At 70.2% G+C, this 23,786-nt stretch carries 25 protein-coding genes; 9 read left to right on the top strand and 16 right to left on the bottom strand.

The genetic code is table 11. From position 1 onward, the window contains the following. Positions 1-82: 82 nt before the first annotated feature. From GGR66_RS09885 to GGR66_RS09875, 3 genes are all read right to left on the bottom strand, one after another. Entirely contained in the window at positions 83-709 is a 627-nt protein-coding gene (locus tag GGR66_RS09885; protein WP_184448166.1) for a DapH/DapD/GlmU-related protein, read from the bottom strand. Further along, positions 699-1,850, bottom strand: coding sequence for an aromatic ring-hydroxylating dioxygenase subunit alpha (locus GGR66_RS09880; protein WP_184448165.1), 1,152 nt, complete (start codon positions 1,848-1,850; stop codon positions 699-701). Before GGR66_RS09880 ends, GGR66_RS09885 begins: the two co-directional genes overlap by 11 nt. Positions 1,851-2,013: 163 nt before the next feature. Continuing rightward, positions 2,014-3,012, bottom strand: a complete 999-nt coding sequence (locus GGR66_RS09875) for a quinone oxidoreductase (protein ID WP_184448164.1) — start codon at positions 3,010-3,012, stop codon at positions 2,014-2,016. A gap of 131 nt (positions 3,013-3,143) precedes the next feature. Between GGR66_RS09875 and GGR66_RS09870 the strand changes: the two genes are divergently transcribed. Then, on the top strand, positions 3,144-4,016 hold the full coding sequence (locus GGR66_RS09870; protein ID WP_184448163.1) for a LysR family transcriptional regulator: 873 nt from the start codon (positions 3,144-3,146) through the stop codon (positions 4,014-4,016). A gap of 35 nt (positions 4,017-4,051) precedes the next feature. After that, complete coding sequence (gene purT / locus GGR66_RS09865) at positions 4,052-5,239, top strand: formate-dependent phosphoribosylglycinamide formyltransferase (protein WP_184448162.1); 1,188 nt, start codon at positions 4,052-4,054, stop codon at positions 5,237-5,239. Between the two features lie 76 nt (positions 5,240-5,315). Here purT and GGR66_RS09860 read toward each other — a convergent pair whose 3' ends face one another. The 7 genes from GGR66_RS09860 to GGR66_RS09830 form a co-directional block, all read right to left on the bottom strand. Then, positions 5,316-5,951 carry a hypothetical protein gene (locus GGR66_RS09860; protein ID WP_184448161.1) on the bottom strand — a complete coding sequence of 212 codons (636 nt, stop codon included), beginning with the start codon at positions 5,949-5,951 and terminating at the stop codon, positions 5,316-5,318. Further along, on the bottom strand, positions 5,948-6,589 hold the full coding sequence (locus GGR66_RS09855) for a hypothetical protein (protein ID WP_255421655.1): 642 nt from the start codon (positions 6,587-6,589) through the stop codon (positions 5,948-5,950). The genes GGR66_RS09860 and GGR66_RS09855 overlap by 4 nt, the downstream gene beginning before the upstream one ends. Before the next feature lie 7 nt (positions 6,590-6,596). Beyond that, on the bottom strand, positions 6,597-7,352 hold the full coding sequence (locus tag GGR66_RS09850) for a PhnD/SsuA/transferrin family substrate-binding protein (RefSeq protein WP_184448160.1): 756 nt from the start codon (positions 7,350-7,352) through the stop codon (positions 6,597-6,599). Then, positions 7,349-7,849, bottom strand: coding sequence for a PAS domain-containing protein (locus GGR66_RS09845; RefSeq protein WP_184448159.1), 501 nt, complete (start codon positions 7,847-7,849; stop codon positions 7,349-7,351). The genes GGR66_RS09850 and GGR66_RS09845 overlap by 4 nt, the downstream gene beginning before the upstream one ends. A 9-nt stretch (positions 7,850-7,858) precedes the next feature. Further along, positions 7,859-8,242, bottom strand: a complete 384-nt coding sequence (locus tag GGR66_RS09840; protein ID WP_221236410.1) for a roadblock/LC7 domain-containing protein — start codon at positions 8,240-8,242, stop codon at positions 7,859-7,861. 334 nt (positions 8,243-8,576) lie between these two features. Continuing rightward, positions 8,577-9,809: an endonuclease/exonuclease/phosphatase family protein gene (locus tag GGR66_RS09835; protein WP_184448157.1), complete on the bottom strand. Its 1,233-nt coding sequence runs from the start codon at positions 9,807-9,809 to the stop codon at positions 8,577-8,579. 99 nt (positions 9,810-9,908) lie between these two features. Next, the gene (locus GGR66_RS09830) at positions 9,909-10,670 is read right to left on the bottom strand and encodes an arginyltransferase (RefSeq protein WP_184448156.1); all 762 of its coding nucleotides are present in this window, start codon (positions 10,668-10,670) and stop codon (positions 9,909-9,911) included. Between the two features lie 199 nt (positions 10,671-10,869). Here GGR66_RS09830 and GGR66_RS09825 point away from each other — a divergent pair, with 199 nt between their 5' ends. Then, complete coding sequence (locus GGR66_RS09825) at positions 10,870-11,472, top strand: EF-hand domain-containing protein (protein ID WP_167087342.1); 603 nt, start codon at positions 10,870-10,872, stop codon at positions 11,470-11,472. Positions 11,473-11,854: 382 nt separating this feature from the next. Here GGR66_RS09825 and GGR66_RS09820 read toward each other — a convergent pair whose 3' ends face one another. The 3 genes from GGR66_RS09820 to GGR66_RS09810 form a co-directional block, all read right to left on the bottom strand. Next, positions 11,855-12,376 carry a DUF2007 domain-containing protein gene (locus GGR66_RS09820; RefSeq protein ID WP_184448155.1) on the bottom strand — a complete coding sequence of 174 codons (522 nt, stop codon included), beginning with the start codon at positions 12,374-12,376 and terminating at the stop codon, positions 11,855-11,857. Positions 12,377-12,386: 10 nt separating this feature from the next. Beyond that, on the bottom strand, positions 12,387-13,295 hold the full coding sequence (tesB, locus tag GGR66_RS09815) for an acyl-CoA thioesterase II (RefSeq protein WP_167087348.1): 909 nt from the start codon (positions 13,293-13,295) through the stop codon (positions 12,387-12,389). A gap of 72 nt (positions 13,296-13,367) precedes the next feature. Further along, positions 13,368-14,147, bottom strand: coding sequence for an enoyl-CoA hydratase/isomerase family protein (locus GGR66_RS09810; protein ID WP_184448154.1), 780 nt, complete (start codon positions 14,145-14,147; stop codon positions 13,368-13,370). Between the two features lie 34 nt (positions 14,148-14,181). On the opposite strand from GGR66_RS09810, the gene GGR66_RS09805 reads away from it, so the two are divergent. Then, positions 14,182-14,628, top strand: a complete 447-nt coding sequence (locus tag GGR66_RS09805) for a copper chaperone PCu(A)C (RefSeq protein ID WP_184448153.1) — start codon at positions 14,182-14,184, stop codon at positions 14,626-14,628. 278 nt (positions 14,629-14,906) lie between these two features. Here GGR66_RS09805 and GGR66_RS09800 read toward each other — a convergent pair whose 3' ends face one another. Together GGR66_RS09800 and uvrA are read right to left on the bottom strand one after the other, a co-directional pair. Continuing rightward, the gene (locus tag GGR66_RS09800) at positions 14,907-15,314 is read right to left on the bottom strand and encodes a thioesterase family protein (protein ID WP_160947640.1); all 408 of its coding nucleotides are present in this window, start codon (positions 15,312-15,314) and stop codon (positions 14,907-14,909) included. Continuing rightward, positions 15,314-18,307: an excinuclease ABC subunit UvrA gene (uvrA, locus tag GGR66_RS09795; RefSeq protein WP_184448152.1), complete on the bottom strand. Its 2,994-nt coding sequence runs from the start codon at positions 18,305-18,307 to the stop codon at positions 15,314-15,316. Before uvrA ends, GGR66_RS09800 begins: the two co-directional genes overlap by 1 nt. Positions 18,308-18,603: 296 nt before the next feature. Here uvrA and rplU point away from each other — a divergent pair, with 296 nt between their 5' ends. From rplU to cgtA, 3 genes are all read left to right on the top strand, one after another. Beyond that, complete coding sequence (rplU, locus tag GGR66_RS09790; protein WP_010341170.1) at positions 18,604-18,924, top strand: 50S ribosomal protein L21; 321 nt, start codon at positions 18,604-18,606, stop codon at positions 18,922-18,924. A 12-nt stretch (positions 18,925-18,936) separates the two neighbouring features. Continuing rightward, positions 18,937-19,197 (top strand): 50S ribosomal protein L27, encoded by a 261-nt coding sequence (rpmA, locus tag GGR66_RS09785; protein WP_010341169.1) that lies wholly within the window; start codon positions 18,937-18,939, stop codon positions 19,195-19,197. Positions 19,198-19,420: 223 nt separating this feature from the next. Next, complete coding sequence (gene cgtA / locus GGR66_RS09780; protein WP_152180459.1) at positions 19,421-20,476, top strand: Obg family GTPase CgtA; 1,056 nt, start codon at positions 19,421-19,423, stop codon at positions 20,474-20,476. A gap of 121 nt (positions 20,477-20,597) precedes the next feature. Here the strand turns inward: cgtA and rpsT are convergent, their stop codons facing one another. Next, positions 20,598-20,870, bottom strand: coding sequence for a 30S ribosomal protein S20 (gene rpsT, locus GGR66_RS09775; RefSeq protein WP_010341167.1), 273 nt, complete (start codon positions 20,868-20,870; stop codon positions 20,598-20,600). 116 nt (positions 20,871-20,986) lie between these two features. Here rpsT and murJ point away from each other — a divergent pair, with 116 nt between their 5' ends. Beyond that, positions 20,987-22,579: a murein biosynthesis integral membrane protein MurJ gene (gene murJ, locus GGR66_RS09770; RefSeq protein ID WP_184448468.1), complete on the top strand. Its 1,593-nt coding sequence runs from the start codon at positions 20,987-20,989 to the stop codon at positions 22,577-22,579. Positions 22,580-22,784: 205 nt separating this feature from the next. Next, positions 22,785-23,783: a bifunctional riboflavin kinase/FAD synthetase gene (locus GGR66_RS09765; protein ID WP_184448151.1), complete on the top strand. Its 999-nt coding sequence runs from the start codon at positions 22,785-22,787 to the stop codon at positions 23,781-23,783. Positions 23,784-23,786 lie beyond the last annotated feature (3 nt).

Below are 23,786 nucleotides of genomic sequence, written 5' to 3'. Positions count from 1 at the left end.
CGAATCCCCAATCCCGATTCCCGAATCCCGGCCTCTCCGCGACTCCCGCCTCCCCATCCCGGCCGTCGTCGCAGGCAGCCACTCAACCGTTGAGGATCAGCACCGGGCTGCGGAACCCGCTGAGATGGTGAGTGCCGGTGGCGATGTCGCTGCGGTAGCGACCGGGGACTTCGATCTGGCAGCGTTTGCCGATGCGCACACCCGGGCCGATGTCCACCTGCCGGCCGAGCGTGGCCTGGGCGCCGATCTGCGCTTCCGCGCCGATCGTCACGCCGGCCTCGATCCACGCCGAGGCGCCGACCTTGACCGCCGATTCCAGCACCGCCGCCGCGCCGATCCAGGTGTTGAAGCCGATGTCGCAGTGCGCATCGACGATGGCGCCGACGCCGATCGCGCAGTTCTCGCCGACGCGCGCGCTGGCGGCGACCTGCGCGCCGCGGCAGAGCAGCGGCGGCATCTTGAAGCCGCGCGCCTTGAGTTCGCCCATCAGCTCCTGGCGGCGGAAGTTGAGGAACTGCGCGTCCCAGGCGACGAAGGCAGTGGCGCCGGTGTCGGCCAGCGCCTGCAGCGCATCCAGGTCGAAGCGGTAGTCCTTGCGCTGTGCCACGTCCACCGGGTGCAGCACGCAGTCCGGCGCCGTCTCGGCCCAGGCGGCGAGCGCCCAGCGCAGCCGTGCACCGCTGCCGATCACGTACTTGTCAGAGGACATGGTGGCCCTCCATGACGTCCATGTACCAGCGTTCTATCTGCATGTTGGCGTGCTCGTAGTCGCCCAGCACCGCGCGCGGAGCGCCGGCGCGCAGTCCCGACTGCACCTGTTCCATGATCGCGATGTCCTCGCGCAGCACCTTCTCGGCGCCATGCAGGTGCCCCAGCAGCACCGCGTCCGAACCCGGATAGCGATGCTTCTTGCGCGCGGTGACGTAGTAGACCAGCAGGTCGGTGCGCTGCGCCGACACCGGCTGGTGGTGCTCGATGATGAAGGAATAGCCGCCCGAGCCCGAGGCGATGTGCAGGTTCGGGTACAGCAGCCAGTTCAGATACCAGTCGTCGTTGCCGAAGCGGTCGACGTGGGCGTGCCAGGGGTAGTGCGCCATCGCCACCAACGGCTCGTTGAGGCCACCGCTGCTGAACGCGCGCAGGCGCGCCAGATGCGCCTCGCGCGACGCGCTGCCCTCGGCGTGATAACGGCGTGCCTCGGCAATGCCGGCGTCGTCCATCTGCACCTGGAACTTCACCTGCTGCGCCAGGGTGCGTGCATGCACGAAACGCGGGTGCAGCGCATCGCGCAGGTTCTCGTAGGCCAGCTTCCAGTTGAAGTCGGCCTCGAAGGTCGCCACCAGCACTTCGTCGTCGAACTGCTCGGAGGCGGCGCGCAGCATCTCCAACGCTTCCAGCGAGAACTGCGTCTCCAGCGGCATCGGCTCGGCCGACAGGTTCACGAACACCAGCTTGCCGATGCAGGCCACGGCGAAGCGGCGCAGCCGCAGGCAGGCGCGTGCCTCCGGAGCCAGGCGGTAGGCATCGTCCTGGAAGGGAATGTTCTCCACGCTGCCGTCGGCGCCGTAGCGCCAGCCGTGGTAGCTGCAGACCAGCGGGCGCACGCCTTGCGGTTGCTGCTGCAGCGGGTTCTGCCGGTGCAGGCACAGGTTGTCGAAGGCACGCAGTTCGCCGTCGATGTTCTGCACCACCACGTCCACGCCGCAGATCGAGCGGCGCACGAAGGCGTTGGGCTTGTCCAGCAGCATGCGCGGCGCCACGAACTGCCACAGCGGCAGCATCAGCTGCGTGCGCTCGCGGGCGAACCAGGCCTCGTCGATGTAGGCCTCGGCCGGCATCAGCGACTGCATGGGCGCTCCCCGGCGGTGCGGCAGGGCGTGCCGTGGCGGTTTCCGGCGCTGCGTGCGTGCATGGCGACATCCCCAGTGACGCTGCAGAAGATAGCACCTCGCTGCGCGCAGGCGCCTCCGCGCCAGTGCTAGGGGCATTGCAGAATTGCCGGTACGGCCGCCGCTACGGCAGCAATACGATGGCACCCGTGCTCGCGCGCGATTCCAGCAATCGGTGCGCGTCGGCTGCGCGCACCAGCGGCAGCCGCGCGCCGATCTCGACCCGCAGCCCGTCCGCCAGCCGTTGCAGCGTGGCCTGCGCCGCTGCGCGATAGCCCTCCAGGTCGCGGGCGATGAAGCCCAGCACGCTCGGCCGCGCCAGCGCGATCGAGCGCGTCGGGCCGAGGTCGTCGAGGTCCACGCAATGCCGTGCGCCGACCGCGGCGACCTGGCCAATGCTCGCGACCAGGCCGAACGGGCGCACGGCGCCGAGCGTGCGGGTCAGGACCTCGCCGCCGATGCCGTCGATGGCGTAGTCGACGCCGTCGCCACCGCCGAACGCGCGCGCGGCGGCGACGAAATCCTCCTGCCGGTACTCCACCACCGCCTCGGCGCCATGGCGGCGGGCCAGCTCGGCCTTGGCGGCAGAGCCGACCGTGCCGATCACGCGTGCGCCGAGTGCGCGCGCCCACTGCGTCGCCAGCAGGCCGAGCCCGCCGGCCGCGGCGTGCACCAGTAATGTGTCGCCGGCCGCGACCTGGCGAACGCGATGCAGCAGCATGTGCACGGTGATGCCTTTCAATAGCCCGGCAGCGGCCACCTCGTCGCTCAGCGCGTCGGGGAGGGGCAGCACGCGCGCGGCCGGCAGCGTGCGCAGGCTGGCGTAGCTGCCATTGGGCAGGCCCGCATAGGCGACCCGTTGGCCGGGCGTCAGCGTGCGCACGTCGGGACCCACCGCGTCGACCACTCCGGCCGCCTCGATGCCGAGCGCTTCCGGCAGGTGCGGCAAGGCATGCGCGCCGCTGCGGAAATAGATGTCGACGAAGTTCACGCCGATGGCGGTCTGGCGGATGCGGACCTCGCCAGGGCCGGGCGCGGCGACCGGCGCATCGAGTCGGCGCAGCACGTCGGCATCGCCATAGCGGTCGATGCCGATGCGCAGGGCGGTACGGGAAGGGGACATGGCGGTTTCTCGGGGTGGGGAGGAGGGCACCATCATCCGGCTGTGCATAATTCGGCGGAATTCCCTTATTTCGCCCAGGCGCTGTGCAAAATTCGACCGACACCAGCCCGCTCCCGGCCGCATCTCCCGCGATGAGCTGGGACGATGTCCGCTACTTCCTGGCCGTCCTGCGCGAGGGCAGCCTGTCCTCGGCGGCGCGGACTTTGCGGGTCCAGCACTCGACGGTGGCGCGGCGCATCGACGCGTTGGAAGCCGCACTGGGCCTGCGCCTGTTCGACCGCCTGCCGCGCGGCTGGCTGCCGACCGCCGAAGCGCTGCAGTTGGCTGAGCACGGCATGCGCCTGGAGGCGCAGGCGCATGCCTTCGGCCGCGCCGCGCAGGGCGCCACGACGTTGGAAGGCGTGGTGCGGGTTTCGGCCTCGCCGGTATTCGCCAGCCACTTCCTGGCGCCGCGCCTGGCCCGCGCGCAGCGTGCCTGGCCGGCGCTGCGCATCGATCTGCTGGGCGAGGCGCAGGCGGCGAACCTGTACGCGCGCGACGCCGATCTGGCGGTGCGGCTGTCGCGGCCGCAGGCGCCGGGGCTGGTGGCGCGGCGCATCGGCAGCATGCGCTTCGTGTTGTGCGCGAGCCGGGAGTGGGCCGACGCGGCGCCTGCCAGTTGGCCATTCGTCGGCTACGACGAGGCGCTCGCGCACACGCCGCAGCAGCAATGGCTGCAGCGCTTCGCAGCCGGGCGCCGGTTCGCGTTCGTCGCCAACGATCTGGCCGCGCAGCTGCATGCCTGCGCGGCCGGGGCCGGCGTGGCGCTGCTGCCGCGGTTCCTGCTGGAGGCGACCGCGGCGAGCGCCGGCGGGGCGCTGGTCGAACTGCCCGAGGCGCCACGCTGCGACGTCGAGCGTGAGATCTGGCTGGTCGTGCATCCGGACGTGCGCCGCGCGCCGCGCGTGCAGCGGGTCGCCGAGGCCATCGCCGATGCGGTGCAGGCGGCGGACGGGCGGCTTTAGAATAGCCACCCCCTCTTCGCGCAGGCGCCGCCGCCATGGTCACTCTGGGAACCCCGCTGTCCGCTTCCGCCACCCGTGTGCTGCTACTCGGCTCCGGCGAACTGGGCAAGGAAGTGGCGATCGAACTGCAGCGCTTCGGCGTGGAGGTGATCGCGGTGGACCGCTATGCCGACGCGCCGGCGATGCAGGTCGCGCACCGCAGCCACGTGGTCGACATGCTGGATGCGATGGCGCTGCGCGAGCTGATCGCGCGCGAGCAGCCGCACCTGATCGTGCCGGAGATCGAGGCGATCCATACCGAGACGCTGGTGGCGCTGGAGCGCGACCTCGGCCAACGGGTGATTCCGACCGCGCGTGCGGCGCGGCTGACCATGGACCGCGAAGGCATCCGCCGCCTGGCCGCCGAAACCCTGGGCCTGCCGACCTCGCCGTACCGTTTCGTGGACACGCCCGAGCAGTACCGCGAGGCGATCGCCGCGGTCGGGCTGCCGTGCGTGGTCAAGCCGGTGATGTCGTCCTCCGGCAAGGGTCAGAGCACGCTGCGCAGCGCCGCCGACATCGATGCGGCCTGGGAATACGCGCAGACCGGCGGCCGCGCCGGCGCCGGCCGCTGCATCGTCGAGGGCTTCATCGACTTCGACTACGAGATCACCCTGCTGACCGTGCGCCATGCCGGCGGCACCGCGTTCTGCGATCCGATCGGGCACTGGCAGAAGGACGGCGACTACCGCGAGAGCTGGCAGCCGCAGCCGATGTCGGCGCTGGCCCTGCAGCGTGCGCAGGACATCGCCCGCGCGGTCACCGACGAGCTCGGCGGCTGGGGCCTGTTCGGCGTGGAGCTGTTCGTCAAGGGCGACGAGGTCTGGTTCAGCGAAGTGTCGCCGCGGCCGCACGATACCGGCCTGGTTACCCTGGTGTCGCAGGAACTGAGCGAGTTCGCCCTGCATGCGCGCGCGATCCTCGGCCTGCCGATCCCGGCGATCCGGCAGAGCGGCCCGTCGGCCTCGTGCGCGCTGCTGGCGCACGGCGAGGGCGTGCCGCGCTTCGGCAACGTCGGCGCCGCGCTGCAGGCGCCGGACACGGCCCTGCGCCTGTTCGGCAAGCCCAGCGTGCACGGTCACCGCCGCGTCGGCGTGACCCTGGCCCGCGGCGCCGACATTGAGGAGGCGCGCCAGACCGCCCGCGACGCCGCCGCGGCCCTCACCATCGACCTCGACGCCTGAAGATTCGGGCACAGGAAAGCGGGCCGCAAGGCGAGCCCGCTTTCATCCCCACTCCCGAATCCCCACTCCCGGCCCCTCAAGCCGGCGGCGCGAACCGTGCCGCTGCCAGGCGGATGCTCCAGACCAGTTCCACCATCGCCAGGTTGTTGAGCAGCGCCTCGCCGCCCAGCACCAGCCAGTAGCCGGCGCCGTCGACCCAGAACGGGACGAACGACCAATCCGGCAGCAACAACTGCGGCTCGCTGTAGAACGCCACGTAGCGGTGCGCGCCGTGCCAGCCGCGCGCGCGCTGGCGCTGGGCGAAGCTTGCGAAGTCGGCCGCGGCCGCGCTCAGTGTCTCGGCCTGTTCCTGGTCTAGCCCGACATGGCCGAGGCAGAAGCCGCTGTCGGAGGCCAGCACCGCGCGGCGTTCGGCCGACAGCGGGGCGATCACGTGCTGGGCGAAATCGTCCAGGCGGATTTCCGGGCCGGGCACCGCGCGTCGCAGCAACTGCACCCATTGCTGTTCGCGCGCGTCCTGCAGCAGGCGCTGTGTGTCGCCGCCCACGCGCTGGCGCCATTCCTGCAGCGACAGCGCGCCGTGCGCGCCGAGCAGCAGTTGCAGCGCGCGCTGCATGCGGTCGGGCGTGGCGCTGGCGAAGCCGTGCAGCACGCCGTACGGAGTCGGCATCAGCCAGGTCGGTTCGAGGCTGGTCGGTTCGGGGGTGGTCATCGCGGCGCACTCGCGCTGGAAAAGGACAGGGCGTCGACGCTGCGGCCGCCCAGCGGTTCGCGCTGCTGCAGCCAGCGCGCGGTGCTGTCCCAGCGGTCGCCGAGGGCCAGCGCGTGGCGGCGCAGTTCGCGGGTGGCGAGCATGAAGGCGAGTTTGTCCTGGCAACTGATGCAGTAGTCCAGGAACTCGCGTTCGCAGCGCGCCGCGGCGATCGGTGCGCCATCGCACAGCGCGTCCACCACCTCGCGCACCATCCGCCGCGAATGGTCCGGGCTGGCCCGGCGCACCCGCGCCGGCACGTCGGCGGACGGCCGCGCCAGCACGCTCCAGCGCGTGGCCAGGGCGTTGATCGGCAGCAGCGCGTGGCCCTGGCTATGGCGCTGGAATGCCTCGGCCACGTGCGGCGCCAGATGCGCAGCGGCCATCTGCAGCGCCAGCTGGCGCAGGGCGACGTCGTGCCGCGGCAGGGCGACGAACAGGTCGGCGAGCACGCCCTGGGTCGGTTCGTTGTCGTGCAGTTGCAGCGCTGCGTGCAGTCGCGCCAGGTGCGCGGCGGCATCGCGCGGGTCGCGCAGCAGGGCGCGGGCATGGGTGCGCATCACCAGGCGTGCGGGATCGCGGGCGGAAGGCGTGGGCATGGCCGCATCAGTCCAGCAAGGTGTCGATCAGGTCGATCATGAATTCCGCGTCCTCCGCAGACATCGCCTCGAAGCCGCGCTCCAGGCCCAGCGCGTCCAGCACCGCCTGGTCGTCGCGGTGCGCGGCATCCCCGAGCGTGAGCAATGCGTCGCGCAGCACCGGTAGTTGCTGGCCCAGGCGCGGATGCGCCAGCAGCACGTGGCCGATGTCGCACAGCGCGCTTTCCACCAGCGGACGCAGCCGCGCGCGGGTCAGCCGCGACAGGCCGTGGTAGGCGGTGGCCAGGAACAGGCCGGCATCGGCTTCGCCCTCCAGCAGCAGTCGCGCCACCGCGGCATAGCTGCTGGCCGGGCGCCAGGCGATGCGCTCCGGCTCCAGGTCGGCCGGTTCCAGCAGGCGCAGGCCGATCAGGCGCACGTCGTGGTTGGCGGTCAGCGCGATACGGCAGCCGTAAGGCAGGTCTTCCACACACCGCGCGGGCGCTTCGGCCGCGGTCGCGATCACCACCTCGTCGGCGTGTCCGCGTGGCCGCGCTAGCGGCAGGTAGCCGCGTTCGCGGATCAAGGCGCTGGCGTCGAAGGGGCTGGCGTACACCAGGTCGACGACGCTGTCGTCCAGCAACTGCCGCTGTTCGGCGGCGTCGGCCGGCATCAGCAGGCGCAGGCCGATGTCGGCGCGGCGTTGCAGTACCGTGCTGAGCAGGTACCAGCCGCCGAAGTATTCGGGGGCGAAGTCCGGCGCGACCAGGAACGTGCAGCTCATGCCGGCGCCTGCGCGCGTTCGTCCTGCAGCCATTGCGCGTACAGCGGCTGCAGCGCATCGATGCGCCGCCGCGAAGGCTTGCGCCGTACCGAAGTGAAGCCGACCACGCGGCCGTCGCGCACGTTCGGCAATGCGGTGGCGTAGACCCAGTAGCAGGCGCCGTCGCGGCGCAGGTTCTTGACGTAGCCGTGCCACTTCTCGCCGGCCAGCACGATGTCCCACAACGCGCGGAACGCGCGACGCGGCATCTCCGGGTGGCGCAGGATGCAGTGCGGCGCACCGATCAGCACCTCGCGCGGCCAGCCGCTGAGTTCGACGAAGGCATCGTTGGCGTGAGTGATGACGCCGTCCAGGTCGGTGCGCGAGACGATCAGGCGCCCGTCCGGATAGGCCACCTCGCGTTCGCTCCAGTACACCGTACGGCGGCTGCCATCGTGGTAGCGCAGCTCGGCGCTGCGGTGCGGTTCGTGCGGCGCTTGCATCGGCGGCAGCGGCATGGCGGCCCCCTACAGGATCTGCTGCAGCGCGTGCGCGGCGCGCTTGATGTCCAGGAACACCAGGCCCAGCCTGGCACTGGGCTTGGCCAGCACGGTGAGCACCGCCTCGCGGCCGGCCGCACTCATGATCACGTAGCCCGACTCGCCCTGGATCAGCACCCGCTCCAGCGCGCCGCGCGCCAGTTCGCGCGCGCTGCGCTCGCCCAGCGCGAGCAGCGCCGCGGACATCGCGCCGACGCGGTCCTCGTCCATGCCCTGCGGCATCGCCGAGGCGATCATCAGCCCGTCCAGGGAGATCAGCGCCGAAGCCTCGATATCGGCGGTGGCGCCGTTGAGCCCCTCCAGCGCCTGTTGCAACTGTTGCGTTCGCATGCTCGCCTTCCGCTTGCGCATCCCGACCGGGTGCGGGAGGCATTGGACCGCGTCGGCGCGATGTTGCCCTTGATCTGGATCAAGGCCGATGGCGGTGCTCGGCGCGGCAGTCGGGCGAACGACGCGGGCTGGCCGTGGAAAGGCTTCGCTACCGAAGGCGGTGGAGGCACGCGTGGCGGGCTGAAGCCCCTCCCACAACGGCGCCGGCCATTGCGACGACTGTCGCGTGCTGCGCGGCAGGCGGTCACGGGCAACGCGGGCAATGGTCTGCCAGAAAAACGCGGCGGCCCATGGAGCCGCCGGTGGTGTGCTGCACGGGCCGCGTCGCGACCTGCGCTGTGTTCTTCGTCCGCGCTTACGGTCCTGCGGCGACGTCGACCCAGACCAGATGGTGGTCGCTGCCGTCGGCGATGGCCGCGGAGGGATCATTGGATGCCGGCCAGAACACGCCGCTGTCCAGGTAGCGGAAGTTGCGCGACGGCAGCACGTAATCCAGGCGCATGGTGCCGGCCTTGGGGCCGAAATCGCCGGTGACCTGCTGCGGCGGACCGCGATGGGCGATGCCGGTGGCCGCATACGCGCGCGTGGTCTCTTCGCCGCCGGCGCTGTGCGGGGTGGGATACTGCAGCACGCGCGGATGCGTCACCAGGGCGCGGATCGCGTCGTGGCGGCCGTCGCCGTCGATTACGTCGTTGTTGAGGTCGCCGAGCATCACGAACTGCGCGTCGGCGGCCAGTCCGCCGCAGCGGCCGGCGTCGTCGCACAGCCAGCGCGCCTTGCCGCTGCCGGCATCGTCCAGGTACTCGCGCCACAGCCGCAGTTCGTCGTGGTTGCGTGCGGCGTTGCGCTTCTCGGCGCCGTCGAACACCGGCGGGGTCGGATGCGACACCAGCGCATGCAGCACGCCCAGCGGGGTGCGCACCGGCACGTCCCAATGCGACTTCGACGACAGCCGCAGCTGCGCCCACACCGCGTCGCTATGGAAGAAGCGGCCGGTGGCCGGATCGACCGGGCGCAGCGCGTCGGGCATCGCGCTCCACTTCAGCAGGCGGAAGCTGCGCATCGCCTTGCTGTCGATCGGGTATCGGGACAGCAGCAGCATGCCGTACTGGCCGGGATGCAGGCCGTAGCCCCAGGCATCGTTGCCGCGTGCGCGGCCTTCGCCGCCGACATGGCCGTCGTTGTCCAGGTCCAGGCCGCTGGGCACGCCGGTATTGACCGGCGCCAGGTAGCGGTAGGGATAGCGCAGCGCCGCGCCGCCGTGCGGCTGCGGCACCGCCAGGTAGCGCTGCTCGAACAGGTCGGCGGCGCGATGCGCGTCGTCGTAGTCGAACTCGTTGAGCAGCACAACGTCCGGGCGCACCTGCTGCAGCACCGCGGCGATCTTGCGTGCCTGCGCGCTGTCGCCCTGCAGTGCGGCGATCAGCCCGCCGGCTTCGTCGGCATTGAGCGAGGTGTTGTAGGTGGCCAACCGCAGCGTTTTGGCGGCAGGCGTGGCGGCGTCGGTCATCGGGGTGGAAGTGGGCGCGGTGTGCGCGCAGGCGCCGCACAGCAGGATCAGGGCGAGCAGGAGGAGGCGTGATGTCATGCGCCAAGTTTCGCATGCGCTGCATGTCCGCACGATGGCGCGACGACGCGCGACGACGCGCGGCGGCACGCTTCGGCAACGCGATGCCAGCCGCTCCGGTCAGCCGCCGAGCTGGCGCAGGTAGTCGTCGAAGTCGCGCCAGTGGCGACCGTCGTAGGCCTGCAGCGGCCGGAAGCGGCGCTTGTAGTCCATTTTCTGGTGGCCGCGGATCCAGTAGCCCAGGTACAGATGGCCCAGGCCTTCGCGTCGCGCCCAGGCGATCTGCTGCAGGATCGCCAGCGTGCCCAGGCCGCGCGCGCCGGCGTCCGGGTCGTAGAAGGTGTAGACCGCCGACAGTGCCTGCGCGGCGATGTCGGTGACCGCCACCGCCAGCAGCGGTCCGCGCCGGCCATCGGGCATCTTCTGCCGCAGCTCCAGGAAGCGCCCATGCGACCAGTGGCCGATCAGGAACTGGTCGAACTCGTGCGCGCCGTGATCGTCCATGCCGCCGCCGGGATGGCGATGGCGCAGGTAGCGTTGATACAGCGCCAGCTGTTCCTCGCTGCGCTCGGCGGCGACGATGCGCACCTCGACATCGGCATTGCGCGCCAGGCAGCGGCGCTGGCTGCGATCGGGCACGAAGTCCTGGATCGGGATGCGCACCGCCACGCAAGCGCGGCAGTGATCGCAGTGCGGGCGATAGACCAGATCGCCGGAGCGGCGGAAGCCCCAGCTCAGCGCCAGCGGATACAGCGCGCCCAGGCGCGGATCGTGCGGGTCCAGCACCAGGTCGCGGGCCTGCCGCTCGGGCCAGTAACCGCACGCGTGCTGGCCGGTCTGGAACAGCCGCAGGTCGTCGCTGGCGTCGGAATGGATGGCCATGCGTCGAGCATAGCGCTTCGCCATCGCAGGGGCCGCGACTGTCCCGTCCATGAATACGCCCGGCGGCGGGTCAACCGCGGCGGCGACGGGGCGTTGTCAGCAGAGAAGGCACCGCGGTGCCGGCCCGTGCTGCGGGCCGCTTGCGGCGCCGGACGCCTGCCGCCCCGGCAGGTGCCTCATCATCCTCAGGGAGTGACCCATGAAGTCTCGCAATCCGCTGCTCGCCCTGGCCGTGCTGGCCGTCCTGTCCGGTGCCGCCTACGCCGTTCCGCCGCCGCCGGCCGATCCTGCTGCGCCCGCCGATGCCGGCGGCATCGCCGCGCTCGACAAGAACGGCGACGGCGTCATCGACCGCAGCGAGGCCGCCGCCGATCCGCGCCTGGCCGAACATTTCGACGCGATGGACAAGAACCACGACGGCAAGCTCAGCCGCGACGAGTGGCCGCGGCACGGCCGCCATGGCGGCCCGGGTGGACACGGCGTGCCCGGCGCGATGATGGCCAAGCTGGACACCAACAAGGACGGCCGCATCAGCCGCGCCGAGGCGCAAGCCGATCCGAAGCTCGCCGCGCGCTTCGACAAGATGGACGTGAACAAGGACGGCTACATCGACCGGGCCGACTTCGAGCTGCGCGCCAAGCAGCATCGCGATGCCTGGTTCACCGCGGCCGATACCAACAAGGACGGCATGCTCAGCCGCGCCGAGTTCGATGCGGCGCAGGCCAAGCGCTGGGCGCATCGCCCGGGTGGGCAGCGCGGTGGCGACGCGCCGGCGCCGATGCCGACGCCGGACAGCAACTGAGTCATCCGCCGCGGCCGTGGCCGCGGCGTCATTGCACCAAGGCGCCGATCGACAGCGCCCCTGCGCCTTCCGCGCAGGGGCGTTTTTGTTTTCTATGAGGACGAAACCTGCTGTGGTGTGCTGGGCAGCGCGGCGGCAGTGCAGGGCGGGACGTGCGTTGCCGTGCGGCGCTCGTCGACCTGGTCGCGGCCGGTTGCGATGTCCGGCCTCCGCTACGGCGAGCACCGCGTGCAGGCTGTGATCGCGGTACCGATGGGCACGGTGCCGATCGGATTGCCGTCGCAGCGCCTGGTGCCGCACCGTCGCGCAAGGACGATCGTCGGCAGGACGTCATCGCTGCGGACGATGTCCACCGCATGCGCGGCCGCTCGCTCCGCCAGGCTCAGTTGCCGCGTGGCGCCGGCTGCACGCGCACGCGCACTTCGTCGCTGCCGATGTCCTGTGCCGGGGGCGTGGCCGGCTGCGTCGCGGGGGCCTGCGCCGGCGCGGCCGTCGGCGCGCGGTTGTCGCGATGGCGCAGCACCGTGATCAGGGCCACTGCGCCGATCGCCAGCAGCAAGGCGATGCGGATACGCCAGGCCCAGCGCTTGCCGGTATCCGCGTCCACCTGCGAGCGGAACTCGCTCAGATAGGGCGCACGGCCCTGTTCCGGGTCGCGGCGGGTACTGTCGAGCAGGCCGGCGTCGCGCAGCAGTTCGCGTGCGCGCGGCTGGTCGTCGGCATGCACCACCCATACCGTGGGCTGGGCCTGCGCCGCCACCGGATCCAGATAGCTGAACTGGCCGCTGCGGCGAGTCCGGTAGGAACGGCCGTTGCTCAGGCGCACGTCGATGCCGGCGTCGCGCAGCAGGGCGGCGACGCCTTCTGCGGTTTCCACGCGTTGGCTGCTGAAGATCTGACGCATGTTCGTGTCCTCAGCGCTTTGCCGGCACTTGCGCCGCGGCGTCGGCGTCGGGGACCACGCGAATCAGGCCTTCCTGCGCGGTGCTGGCCACCAGGATGCCGTCGCGGGTGAAGAACTGCCCGCGCGCCAGGCCGCGCGCGCCCTGCGCGCTGGGGCTGTCCAGCGAATACAGCAGCCAGTCGTCGGCGCGGAACGGGCGGTGGAACCACAGCGCATGGTCGAGCGAGGCCATCTGCACGTTCGGCGTGTAGTAGCTGATGCCGTGCGGGAACGTGGCGGTGCCGAGCAGGTGGAAGTCGGAGGCGTAGGCGAGCAGCGCCTGGTGCAGCTCCGGCGCATCGCCGACCGGCTCGCTCAGGCGCAGCCACATCTGCTGGAATGGCGGACGCTTGGGCGGATTCAGTTCGTCGCGCGGATACACGTGGCGGAACTCGAACGGGCCGCCGCGCGAGAGCCAGCGCTGCACCTTGGTCGGCAGCGTCGCCAGCACTTCCGGGCGCGCCGCCGGGGTCGGTTCGATGTCTTCCGGCTGCGGCACTTCCGGCATCTTCAACTGGTGCGTGGCGCCGTCCTCCTGTTCCTGGAACGAGGCCGCGCAGAAGAAGATCACCTTGCCGTGCTGGATCGCGGTGACCCGGCGCACCGAGAAGCTGCCGCCGTCGCGGGTGCGGTCCACGTCGTAGACGATGGGGTGCTCGATGTCGCCGGCGCGCAGGAAGTAGGCGTGCAGCGAATGCACGCGGCGCGCGTTCTCCACCGTGGCCTGCGCCGCCGACAGCGCTTGGCCCAGCACCTGGCCGCCGAACACGTACTTGGTGCCGATGTCGCGGCTCTGGCCACGGAACAGGTTGTCCTCCAGCCGCTCCAGCGACAGCAGCTCGATCAGTTCGGAGACGACGGGGGCGGGCTTGGCGGACAAGAGGCGGGGCCTGGCGACGGACGTGCGCCGATTATAGCGGGCCGTCCGCGCCCGCCCGCGCGCCGGCGCCGCTCAGCCCTTGCCCAGCCGCGCCGCCAGCGCGCGCAGCGCGGCCTGGGTGTCCGGTGCCTGCCAGTCGTCGATCAGCCGCTCCAGCCCGATGTGCTCGTCGGCCAGCGCCACGCGCAGGTCGGCGCGGGCGATGGCACGGGTCTGCAGCATCGGCAGGCGCGGCCGCTTCAGCAATTCCAGCAGCCAGGCCAGCGCACGTGCCACCACCAGGTCGGCGTCGACCAGTTCGTCGACCAGGCCGATCTCCAGCGCGCGCTCGGCACTGACCAGGTCGCCGCCCACAATCAGGCGCTCGGCGCGATGCGCGCCGACCACCCGCCGCAGCAGGCGCTGGATGCCTTCGGGGGCGACCAGGCCGACCTGGGTCTCGTTCAGGCCGATCTGCAGCGGATGCGCCGCATCGGGGCTGCGCGCCATCACCCGGTAGTCGCAGCACAGCGCCAGCACGCAGCCGCCGGCCGGGGCGTGGCCGGTCAGCGCCGCCACCACCGGGATCGGGCTGGCGGCCAAGGCACGCGCCGCGCCGAAGAACTGCTGCCAGCTGCCGAGCAGCTTGGCGCGGTCGTCGCCGTGGCTGAGCAGGTGCGGCACGTCCATGCCGGCGGAGAAAAGGCGTTCGTTGCCCGACAGCACGATGCCGTGCGCGCCGTCGGCGCCGGCCTGCTCGATCGCCTGGATCAGGTGCCGGCACAGCTCGGTGTCCAGCGCATTGACCGGCGGCCGCGCCAGGCGCAGTTCGCGGATGGGGCCGTGGTTGATCACGTCGATGAGCGTCGTCATGCTGCGGTCTGCTTTCGAAGAAGGAACCTCGGCGATGATAACCAAACCATTCGCTGGCGTATTGTTCGTGCTGTGCACGGCCGCCGCCGCGGCGTCGGCCGCGGAACCGGCCTGCCTCACCCTGGAGCAGGGCTGGGTGCGGTTGCCGCCGAATCCGGCGATGCCGATGACCGCCGGCTACGGCGTGCTCCACAACGGCTGCGGCAAGCCGGTCACGGTCACCGGCGCCAGCAGTTCGAGCTTCGGCGATGTGTCGCTGCACGAGACCACGGTCGTCGCCGGCGTCAGCCGGATGCGCGCGGTCGAGCGGGTGCCGCTGGCGCCCGGCGCGCGCGTCGAACTCAAGCCCGGCGGCATGCACCTGATGCTGATGCAGGGCAAGGGCGCGCTGAGCGAAGGCCAGGCCGTGCCGCTGCAGTTGCAACTGGAAGATGGCGGCAAGGCCGATGCGACGCTGACGGTGCGCAAGCAGGCGATGTAAGAAGGAGTTTCCTTGGTACTTCGTAGGAGCGGCTTTAGCCGCGACAGGCATTCACTGCAATGCGTGTCGCGGCTGAAGCCGCTCCTACAAGAGCTGGGGCGCTGCAAAAAGCGGGCGATTGGAGTTGCCTGTAATGCGTGCGTGCATCGCGCGCAGGTGCTTGACTAGGTGCGTGCCGCCGGGCGGTCGCGTGCTGCGCCGGCCAATTCAAGCGCGAACGCCGCCGGTATTGCGATGGTTTGCCTTGCGCCGGGCCGTGCCCGGCGCAAGCGCAGGCGTCAGCTCGTCGCCTTGCGCACCGCGTCCGGCAGCGGCGCGCTCTTGCCGGTCTGGGTGTCCATCCACACCACCACCACGTTGCCGTCGGAGTACAGCCGGCTCTCGTCCTGCTGGTCGACGATCCGGTGACCGATGGTCACGCTGCTGGTGCCCAGGCGCTCGACGAACAGCTCGACCAGGATGTCGTTCGGCCACACGATCGGCGCGCGGTAGTTGACGTTGGTCGCCGCCACCACCGGGGCGATGCGGTCGCTCATGGACACGCCTTCCACGCCCAGCATCCAGCGCACGCGCGCTTCTTCCAGGTAGGAGATGTACTTGGCGTTGTTGACGTGGCCCATGCTGTCCATGTCGCGCCAGCGCACGCTGATCGGAATGCGCGCCAGGATCTTGTGTTCGCTGCTCATCAAACGTCCTTCTTCTTGGTGCCGGTACTGGTGGTGCTCTTGCTGGCCTTGTCGCTCTTGGCGGCCACGGCCTTCTTCGCCGGCTTTTCCGGCTTGACCTTGCGCGGCGGGCGCGCATCGGGCTTGTTGGCCATCGCCGCCGGTTGCTCCGGGCGCGCGCTGGTGGACGGCAGCATCCGCGCCAGGAACTGGCCGGTGTACGACTGCGGGCAGGCCGCGACGTCTTCCGGCGTGCCGGTGACCAGGATGGTGCCGCCGCGGTGGCCGCCTTCCGGGCCCAGGTCGACGATCCAGTCCGCGGTCTTGATCACGTCCAGGTTGTGTTCGATCACCACCACGGTGTTGCCTTCGTCGCGCAGCTTGTGCAGCACGCCCAGTAGCGCCTCGATGTCGTGGAAGTGCAGGCCGGTGGTCGGCTCATCGAGGATGTACAGGGTGCGGCCGGTGTCGCGCCGCGACAGTTCCTTGGACAGCTTCACGCGCTGCGCCTCGCCGCCGGACAGGGTGGTCGCGCTCTGTCCGAGCTTGATGTAGCTCAGGCCCACGTCGACCAGGGTCTCCAGCTTGCGCGCGATCGACGGCACCGGCTCGAACAGCTTCAGCGCATCCTCGACGGTCATTTCCAGCACGTCGTTGATGTTGAAGCCCTTGTACAGGATCTCCAGCGTCTCGCGGTTGTAGCGCTTGCCGTGGCAGACGTCGCAGGGTACGTACACGTCCGGCAGGAAGTGCATCTCCACCTTGATCAGGCCGTCGCCCTGGCAGGCCTCGCAGCGGCCGCCGCGCACGTTGAAGCTGAAGCGGCCCGGCGAGTAGCCGCGCGAGCGCGCTTCCGGCACCTGCGCGAACAGTTCGCGCAGCGGCGTGAACAGGCCGGTGTAGGTCGCCGGGTTGGAGCGCGGGGTGCGCCCGATCGGCGACTGGTCGATGTCCACGACCTTGTCGAACAGGTCCAGGTGCTCGATCTCGCGGTACGGCGCCACGCTGTGCGAGGCGCCGTTGATCTCGTTCGCCGCCAGGGTGAACAGGGTGTCGTTGATCAGCGTCGACTTGCCCGAGCCGGACACGCCGGTGATGCAGGTCAGCAGGCCGGCCGGGATATCCAGGTCGACGTTCTTGAGGTTGTTGCCGGTGGCCCCGCGCAGGTGCAGGGTCATCTTCGGATTGGCCTTGTGGCGCTTGGCCGGGATCTCGATGCGGCGCTTGCCCGACAGATATTGCCCCGTCAGCGAGCGCGGTGCCTTGAGCAGGTCCTGCACGCTGCCGTGGCCGACCACCTCGCCGCCGTGCACGCCGGCGCCGGGGCCGATGTCCAGTACGTAGTCGGCCAGGCGGATCGCGTCCTCGTCGTGCTCGACCACGATCACCGTGTTGCCGAGGTCGCGCAGGCGGGTGAGGGTGCCGAGCAGGCGTTCGTTGTCGCGCTGGTGCAGGCCGATCGACGGTTCGTCGAGCACGTACATCACGCCGACCAGGCCGGCGCCGATCTGGCTGGCCAGGCGGATGCGCTGCGCCTCGCCGCCGGACAGGGTGTCGGCCTTGCGCTCGAGGGTGAGGTAATCCAGGCCGACGTCGACCAGGAAGCCCAGCCGCTCGGCGATTTCCTTGACGATCTTGCTGGCGATCTCGCCGCGCCAGCCGGGCAGGTCGAGCTGGCGGAAGAAGGTCAGCGCGTCGTCGATCGGCAGCACCACCAGGTCCGGCAGCGGACGGTCGGCGACGAACACGTTGCGCGCGGCCTTGTTCAGGCGCGCGCCCTTGCAGTCCGGGCACGGGCGTTCGCTGATGTACTTGGCCAGTTCCTCGCGTACCGCCGGCGATTCGGTCTCGCGGTAGCGGCGTTCCAGGTTGGGGATGATGCCTTCGAAGCGATGCTTGCGCTGGGTGCGGCCGCCGGCGTCGGTGAAGTATGTGAAGGTGATCGTCTCATCGCCGCTGCCGTACAGCACGGCCTGGCGCACGCTCGCCGGCAGCGACTGCCAGGGCGCGTCGACGTCGAACTTGTAGTGCTTGGCCAGCGAGGCGATCAGCTGGAAGTAATACGCGTTGCGCCGGTCCCAGCCGCGCACCGCGCCGGCCGACAGCGACAGCTCCGGATGCACCACCACCCGATCGGGATCGAAGAACTCGGCCACGCCCAGGCCATCGCAGCTCGGGCAGGCGCCCATCGGCGCGTTGAACGAGAACAGGCGCGGTTCCAGCTCCGGCAGCGAGTAGTCGCAGACCGGGCAGCTGTACTTGGAGGAGAACAGGTGCGGCGCGGCCGCGGTGTCGTCCAGCGACTGCACCGAGACCATCCCGTCGGCCAGCTTCAGCGCGGTCTCGAAGCTCTCGGCCAGACGCTGCTTGATGTCCTCGCGCGGACGGAAGCGGTCGATCACCGCCTCGATGGTGTGCTTCTGGCGCAGCGCCAGCGCCGGCACCGCGTCGATCTCGTACAGCTCGCCGTCCACGCGCACGCGCACGAAGCCCTGCGCGCGCAACTGCTCGAACACCTGCGCATGCTCGCCCTTGCGCTCGCGGATCACCGGCGCCAGCAGCATGTAGCGCTGCTCCGGGTCCAGGGTCAGCACGTGGTCGACCATCTGGCTGACCGTCTGCGCTTCCAGCGGATAGCCATGGTCGGGGCAGCGCGGCTGGCCGACGCGTGCGTACAGCAGGCGCAGGTAGTCGTAGATCTCGGTGATGGTGCCGACGGTGGAGCGCGGGTTATGCGAGGTCGACTTCTGCTCGATCGCGATCGCCGGCGACAGGCCCTCGATGTGATCGATGTCGGGCTTCTCCATCACGCTGAGGAACTGCCGCGCGTACGCCGACAGCGACTCCACGTAGCGGCGCTGGCCTTCGGCGTAGATGGTGTCGAACGCCAACGAGGACTTGCCGGACCCGGACAGGCCGGTGATCACGATCAGCTTGTCGCGCGGCAGGTCGAGGTCGAGATTCTTGAGGTTGTGCGTCCGCGCGCCGCGGATGCGGATGTAATCCATCGCCATGAAGAGATTCCGGAGTGTGCCGGCCGCGGCGGTGCCACTGGCCAGTGTGGGGGCGGAAAGGGGACGGCAATCGATCAGCGTACCCAGCTTGTCAGGTGGGGGCAATTGCCGCGGATCCCAGCACTGCCGGGCGCCGGCGGCTGGCTGGTTCAGGCAGCCGTGCCGGCCCGCGGGGCTTGACAGTCCGGGGCTGGGTGGGCTTGACCCTGTCGCGCGCGGCGGATTACAATTCCGCTCCTGTCTGCCCGAAACGGCACGACGGGAACGACCACAATAACTACAGAGGAAGTCTGGTCATGTACGCAGTACTGGTCACCGGCGGTAAGCAATACCGCGTCGCGCAGGGCGAAACGCTCCGCGTGGAAAAGCTCGAAGTCGAAGCCGGCAACGAGATCACGTTCGACAACATCCTGATGCTGGGCGACAGCGACGGCATCAAGATCGGCGACGCGCTGAAGGGCGCCGCCGTCACCGCCAAGGTCGTGGCCCACGGCCGCGCCGACAAGGTGCGCATCATCAAGTTCCGCCGCCGCAAGCACCACATGAAGCGTCAGGGTCATCGGCAGCACTACACCGAAATCGAGATCACCGGCATCGCCGGTGGCGACAAGAAGTAAGGAGCAGCAGTCATGGCACACAAAAAAGGCGTAGGTTCCTCGCGCAACGGCCGCGACTCCAACCCGAAGTATCTGGGCGTGAAGATGTTCGGCGGCCAGGCCATCGAAGCCGGCAACATCATCGTGCGTCAGCGCGGCACCCAGTTCCACCCGGGCGCCGGCGTCGGCCTGGGTCGCGACCACACCCTGTTCGCGCTGGTCGACGGCAAGGTCGAGTTCTCGGTGAAGGGCGCCAAGAAGCGCCGCACCGTGAGCGTGGTCACCGAGGCGTAAGTCGCCGGTGTCCAGGGTCTGCGCCATGGCGCAGGCTTGCTGACGAAAGCCCCGCTTCGGCGGGGTTTTTCGTTGGTGGCGGGGATGTCGGGATTGGGGATTGGGGATTCGCAACGGCGGATTCCATTGGCTCCTTCGATCCCTTACTCCGTTCCTTTGCCGGGGCCGCTAAACTGCGGCGTCCGGTGGTTTTTCCAATCCCGAATCGCGAATCCCGAATCCCATGAAGTTGGTAGACGAAGCGGAAATCCAGGTCACGGCCGGCAATGGCGGCAATGGCTGCATCGGCTTTCGCCGCGAGAAGTTCATCCCGCTGGGTGGGCCTGACGGCGGCGATGGCGGCAACGGCGGCAGCGTGTGGCTGGTCGCCGACGAGAACCTCAACACCCTGGTCGACTTCCGCCACCAGCGCGCGTTCCGTGCGCAGCGCGGCGAGAACGGCATGGGTCGGCAGATGTACGGCAAGGCCGGCGAAGACCTCACCATTACCGTGCCGGTCGGTACCGTGGTGATCAACGTCGAGACCGACGAGGTCATCGGCGACCTGGTCGCGCACGGCGACCGCCTGCTGGTCGCGCAGGGCGGCAAGGGCGGCCTGGGCAACATGCACTTCAAGAGCTCGGTGACGCGCGCGCCGCGCAAGGCCACGCCGGGCGAGGAGGGCGAGGAGCGCACGCTCAAGCTGGAGCTGAAGCTGCTGGCCGACGTCGGTCTGCTGGGCTTCCCCAATGCCGGCAAGAGCACCTTCATCCGTGCGGTCTCCGCGGCCACGCCGAAGGTCGCCGACTATCCGTTCACCACGCTGTACCCGAACCTGGGCGTGGTCAGCGTCGAGGCCTACCGCAGCTTCGTGATCGCCGACATTCCCGGGCTGATCGAGGGTGCCGCCGATGGCGCCGGCCTCGGTGCGCAGTTCCTGCGCCACCTGCAGCGCACTCGCCTTCTGCTGCACCTGGTGGATCTGGCGCCGATGGAAGGTGGGGTGGACGGCGTGTCGCCGACCGAGCAGGTGCGGGCGATCGAGCGCGAGCTGCAGAAGCACGATCCGGAGCTGCTGGCCAAGCCGCGCTGGCTGGTGCTGAACAAGGCCGACCTGATGTTCGAGGACGAGGCGCGTGCGCTGGCCGAACAGGTCGTTGCCGAACTGGGCTGGACCCAGCCCTGGTACCTGGTGTCGGCGCTGGGCCGCGAAGGCACCTGGCCGATCATGAAGGACGTGATGGCGTTCTTCGACCGCCAGCGCGAGGAGGCGCTGGAGGCGGCGGCCAATGCCTCCTGAGCGCCGCGCCGTGCGGCGGCGCACAGGGCAGGGTGACGCGCACACGAAAAACCCGGCCGAGGCCGGGCTTTTTCGTGGTGCTGCCGGAAGCGCGGGCGCTTCCGGCGTCGACTGCAGCCGATCAGGCGGCGGTCTTGATCGCCTTGATGCGGGCGCTCAGGCGGCTCTTGTGGCGGGCAGCCTTGTTCTTGTGGATCAGGCCACGCGAGCTGAAACGGTCGAGAATCGGCTGGGCGATGGCGAAAGCGGCTTCGGCGCCGGCTGCGTCGTTGGCGTCCAGGGCCTTGATGACCTTCTTGACGGCGGTGCGCAGCATCGAACGCTGAGCCGTGTTGCGCGCGTTGCGCACGACGGTCTGCTTGGCGCGCTTCTTGGCGGACTTGATATTGGCCACGGTGGTGGTTTCCTGGAAAGCTGTGTGGTGGATAAAAACAAGCGGGAGAGTATGAAGCGTCCGAATATTCGCGTCAAGTCAATTGTCAAGAGGGCCGCCGCATGAGCACGCCGCGCATGTTTCGCGGGCTGCTCTCCTTCAGCAGCATGACCATGGTCTCGCGCGTGCTGGGGCTGGTGCGCGACCAGGCCATCACCATTTCCTTCGGCGCCAATGCCACCACCGACGCGTTCTGGGTGGCGTTCCGCATTCCCAACTTCCTGCGCCGGCTGTTCGCCGAAGGCTCGTTCGCCACGGCCTTCGTGCCGGTGTTCACCGAGGTGAAGGAAACTCGGCCGCACGCCGACCTGCGCGCGCTGATGTCGCGGGTGTCCGGCACCCTGGGCGGCGTGTTGCTGCTGGTCACCGCGCTGGGGCTGATCTTCACCCCGCAGGTGGCGATGCTGTTCAATCCCGGCGCCAGCGACGACCCGGCCAAGTTCGGGCTGATCGTCGACCTGCTGCGGCTGACCTTTCCGTTCCTGCTGTTCGTGTCGCTGACCGCGCTGGCCGGCGGTGCGCTCAATAGCTTCCACCGCTTCGGCCTGCCGGCGCTGACCCCGGTGATCCTCAACCTGTGCATGATCGCCGGCGCGCTGTGGCTGGCGCCGCGGCTGCAGGTGCCGATCCTGGCGATGGGCTGGGCGGTGCTGGTGGCCGGCGCGCTGCAGTTGCTGTTCCAGTTGCCGGCCTTGCGCGGCATCGACCTGCTGACCCTGCCGCGCTGGGGCTGGCAGCACCCGGACGTGCGCCGAGTCCTGACCCTGATGGTGCCGACCCTGTTCGGCTCCTCGATCGCGCAGATCAACCTGCTGCTGGACACGGTGATCGCCTCGTTCCTGTACGCCGGCTCGCAGAGCTGGCTGTCGCAGGCCGACCGCTTCCTGGAGCTGCCGCTGGGCGTGTTCGGCGTGGCCTTGGGCACGGTGATCCTGCCGGCGCTGTCGCGGCATCACGTCAAGACCGACCGCGCCGGGTTCTCCAGCGCGCTGGACTGGGGCTTGCGCACCACCTTGCTGATCGCGGTGCCGGCGATGCTGGGCTTGATGTTGCTGAGCCAGCCACTGGTGGCGACCCTGTTCCAGTACGGCAAGTTCACCGCCTTCGACACGCGCATGGCGGCGATGTCGGTGTTCGGTCTGAGCTTCGGCCTGCCGGCGTTCGCCCTGCTCAAGGTGCTGCTGCCGGCGTTCTATTCGCGCCAGGACACGCGCACGCCGGTGCGGGCGGGCGTCGCCGCGCTGGTCGCCAACATGGTGCTGAACCTGTTGTTCCTGGCGATCCTGTACCAGCTGTGGGTGCCGGCGGAGCTGCGTGCGCAGGGCGTGCGTGCGTCACTGGAGGCGGTGCCGGGCCTGCACCTGGCGCTGGGCCTGGCCAGCGCGGTGGCCAGCTATCTCAACCTGTCGCTGCTGTGGCGCTGGCTGCGCCGCGACCAGGTCTACCAGCCCAAGCCGGGCTGGAGCGGCTATCTGCTGCGGCTGGGCGTGGCCTGTGCGGCCATGGCTGCGGTGCTGGCGCTGGGCCTGCACTGGTTGCCGGCGTTCACCACCATGGACAAGTGGCACCGCATCGGCAGCCTGCTGCTGCTGGTGGGCGGCGGTGGCGCGGTGTATCTGGTTGCCTTGCTGGCGCTGGGGTTCCGGCCGCGGGATTTGCGGGAGCAGTAGTGGGGCTGGGAGTGGGGATTCGGGATTGGGGATTCGCAGGAGCGGCTTCAGCCGCGACCGGGGGTGGCATACCGGTGAAATTCCCGGTCGCGGCTGAAGCCGCTCCTACGACGGGAGGCCGCGCCCGGTCATGCCCCCAGCCGCTATACTCGACGGTTACGCATCATCGACCGGCGCCTCCTGCGCCGGCGCTTCGGACCGAGGAATGAGCAGGCTGTTTAGAGACGTCGAGGGCGGGACCCTGTTCCCGCAGGGAAGCGTGGTCTGCATCGGCGCCTTCGATGGCCTGCACCTGGGCCACCGCGCGCTGGTGCGGCAGGCGATCGCGCGCGCGCGCGCGGCGGACGTGCCGGCGGTGGCGCTGAGCTTCGAGCCGCTGCCGCGGGAGTTCTTCGCCCCGGCCGCGCCGCCGCCGCGGCTGACCCTGGCCCGGGCCAAGGTGCAGGGCCTGCACCGGCTCGGCATCGACAGCGTCGGCCTGCTGCGCTTCGACCGGCGCATGGCGTCGATGAGCGCGGAGGACTTCGTGCAGCGCGTGCTGGTCGAGCGCCTGCGCGCGCGCGAGGTCTGGATCGGCCCGGCGTTCCGCTTCGGCCACAAGCGCGGCGGCGACATCGCGCTGCTGCGCGCGCTGGGCGCCCAGCACGGCTTCGCCGCCGACGAGATCGCGCCGGTGCACCTGCGCGAGGAGCGCATCTCCAGCACCCGCATCCGCGAGTTGCTGGTGGCCGGCGAGTTCGCCCATGCCGCCGAGCTGCTCGGTCGCCCGTATGCGATCGGCGGCCGCGTGGTGCGCGGCAAGCAGCTCGGGCGCACGCTCGGCTATCCCACCGCCAACCTGCGCTTCGCCCGCACCCCGGCGCTGTCCGGCATCTACGCCACCTGGGTGCACGGGGTGGCGGCGCAGCCGTGGCCGTCGGTGTCCAGCTTCGGCACCCGCCCGACCGTGCAGGGCGGGGAACCGCTGCTGGAAGCGCACCTGTTCGATTTCCAGGGCGACCTGTACGGTCGCCACATCGAGGTGGAGTTCGTCGCCAAGCTGCGCGACGAGGAAACCTTCGCCGATCTGCCGGCGCTGACCGCGCAGATGCACCGCGACGCCGCGCTGGCGCGGCACCTGCTCGCCGCGCCGGCCGCCACGGGCCTGCCGCCCGTGTCCGCCGCCCCGCGCGCGGACCTCCCCCTGAAGACCACCGACCGGTAACTG

This window comes from Xanthomonas sp. 3498, assembly GCF_014199795.1.
Taxonomy (GTDB): domain Bacteria; phylum Pseudomonadota; class Gammaproteobacteria; order Xanthomonadales; family Xanthomonadaceae; genus Xanthomonas_A; species Xanthomonas_A rydalmerensis.
Note: the sequence above shows the minus strand (reverse complement) of the source record. Positions and strands in the feature narration are given on the sequence as shown.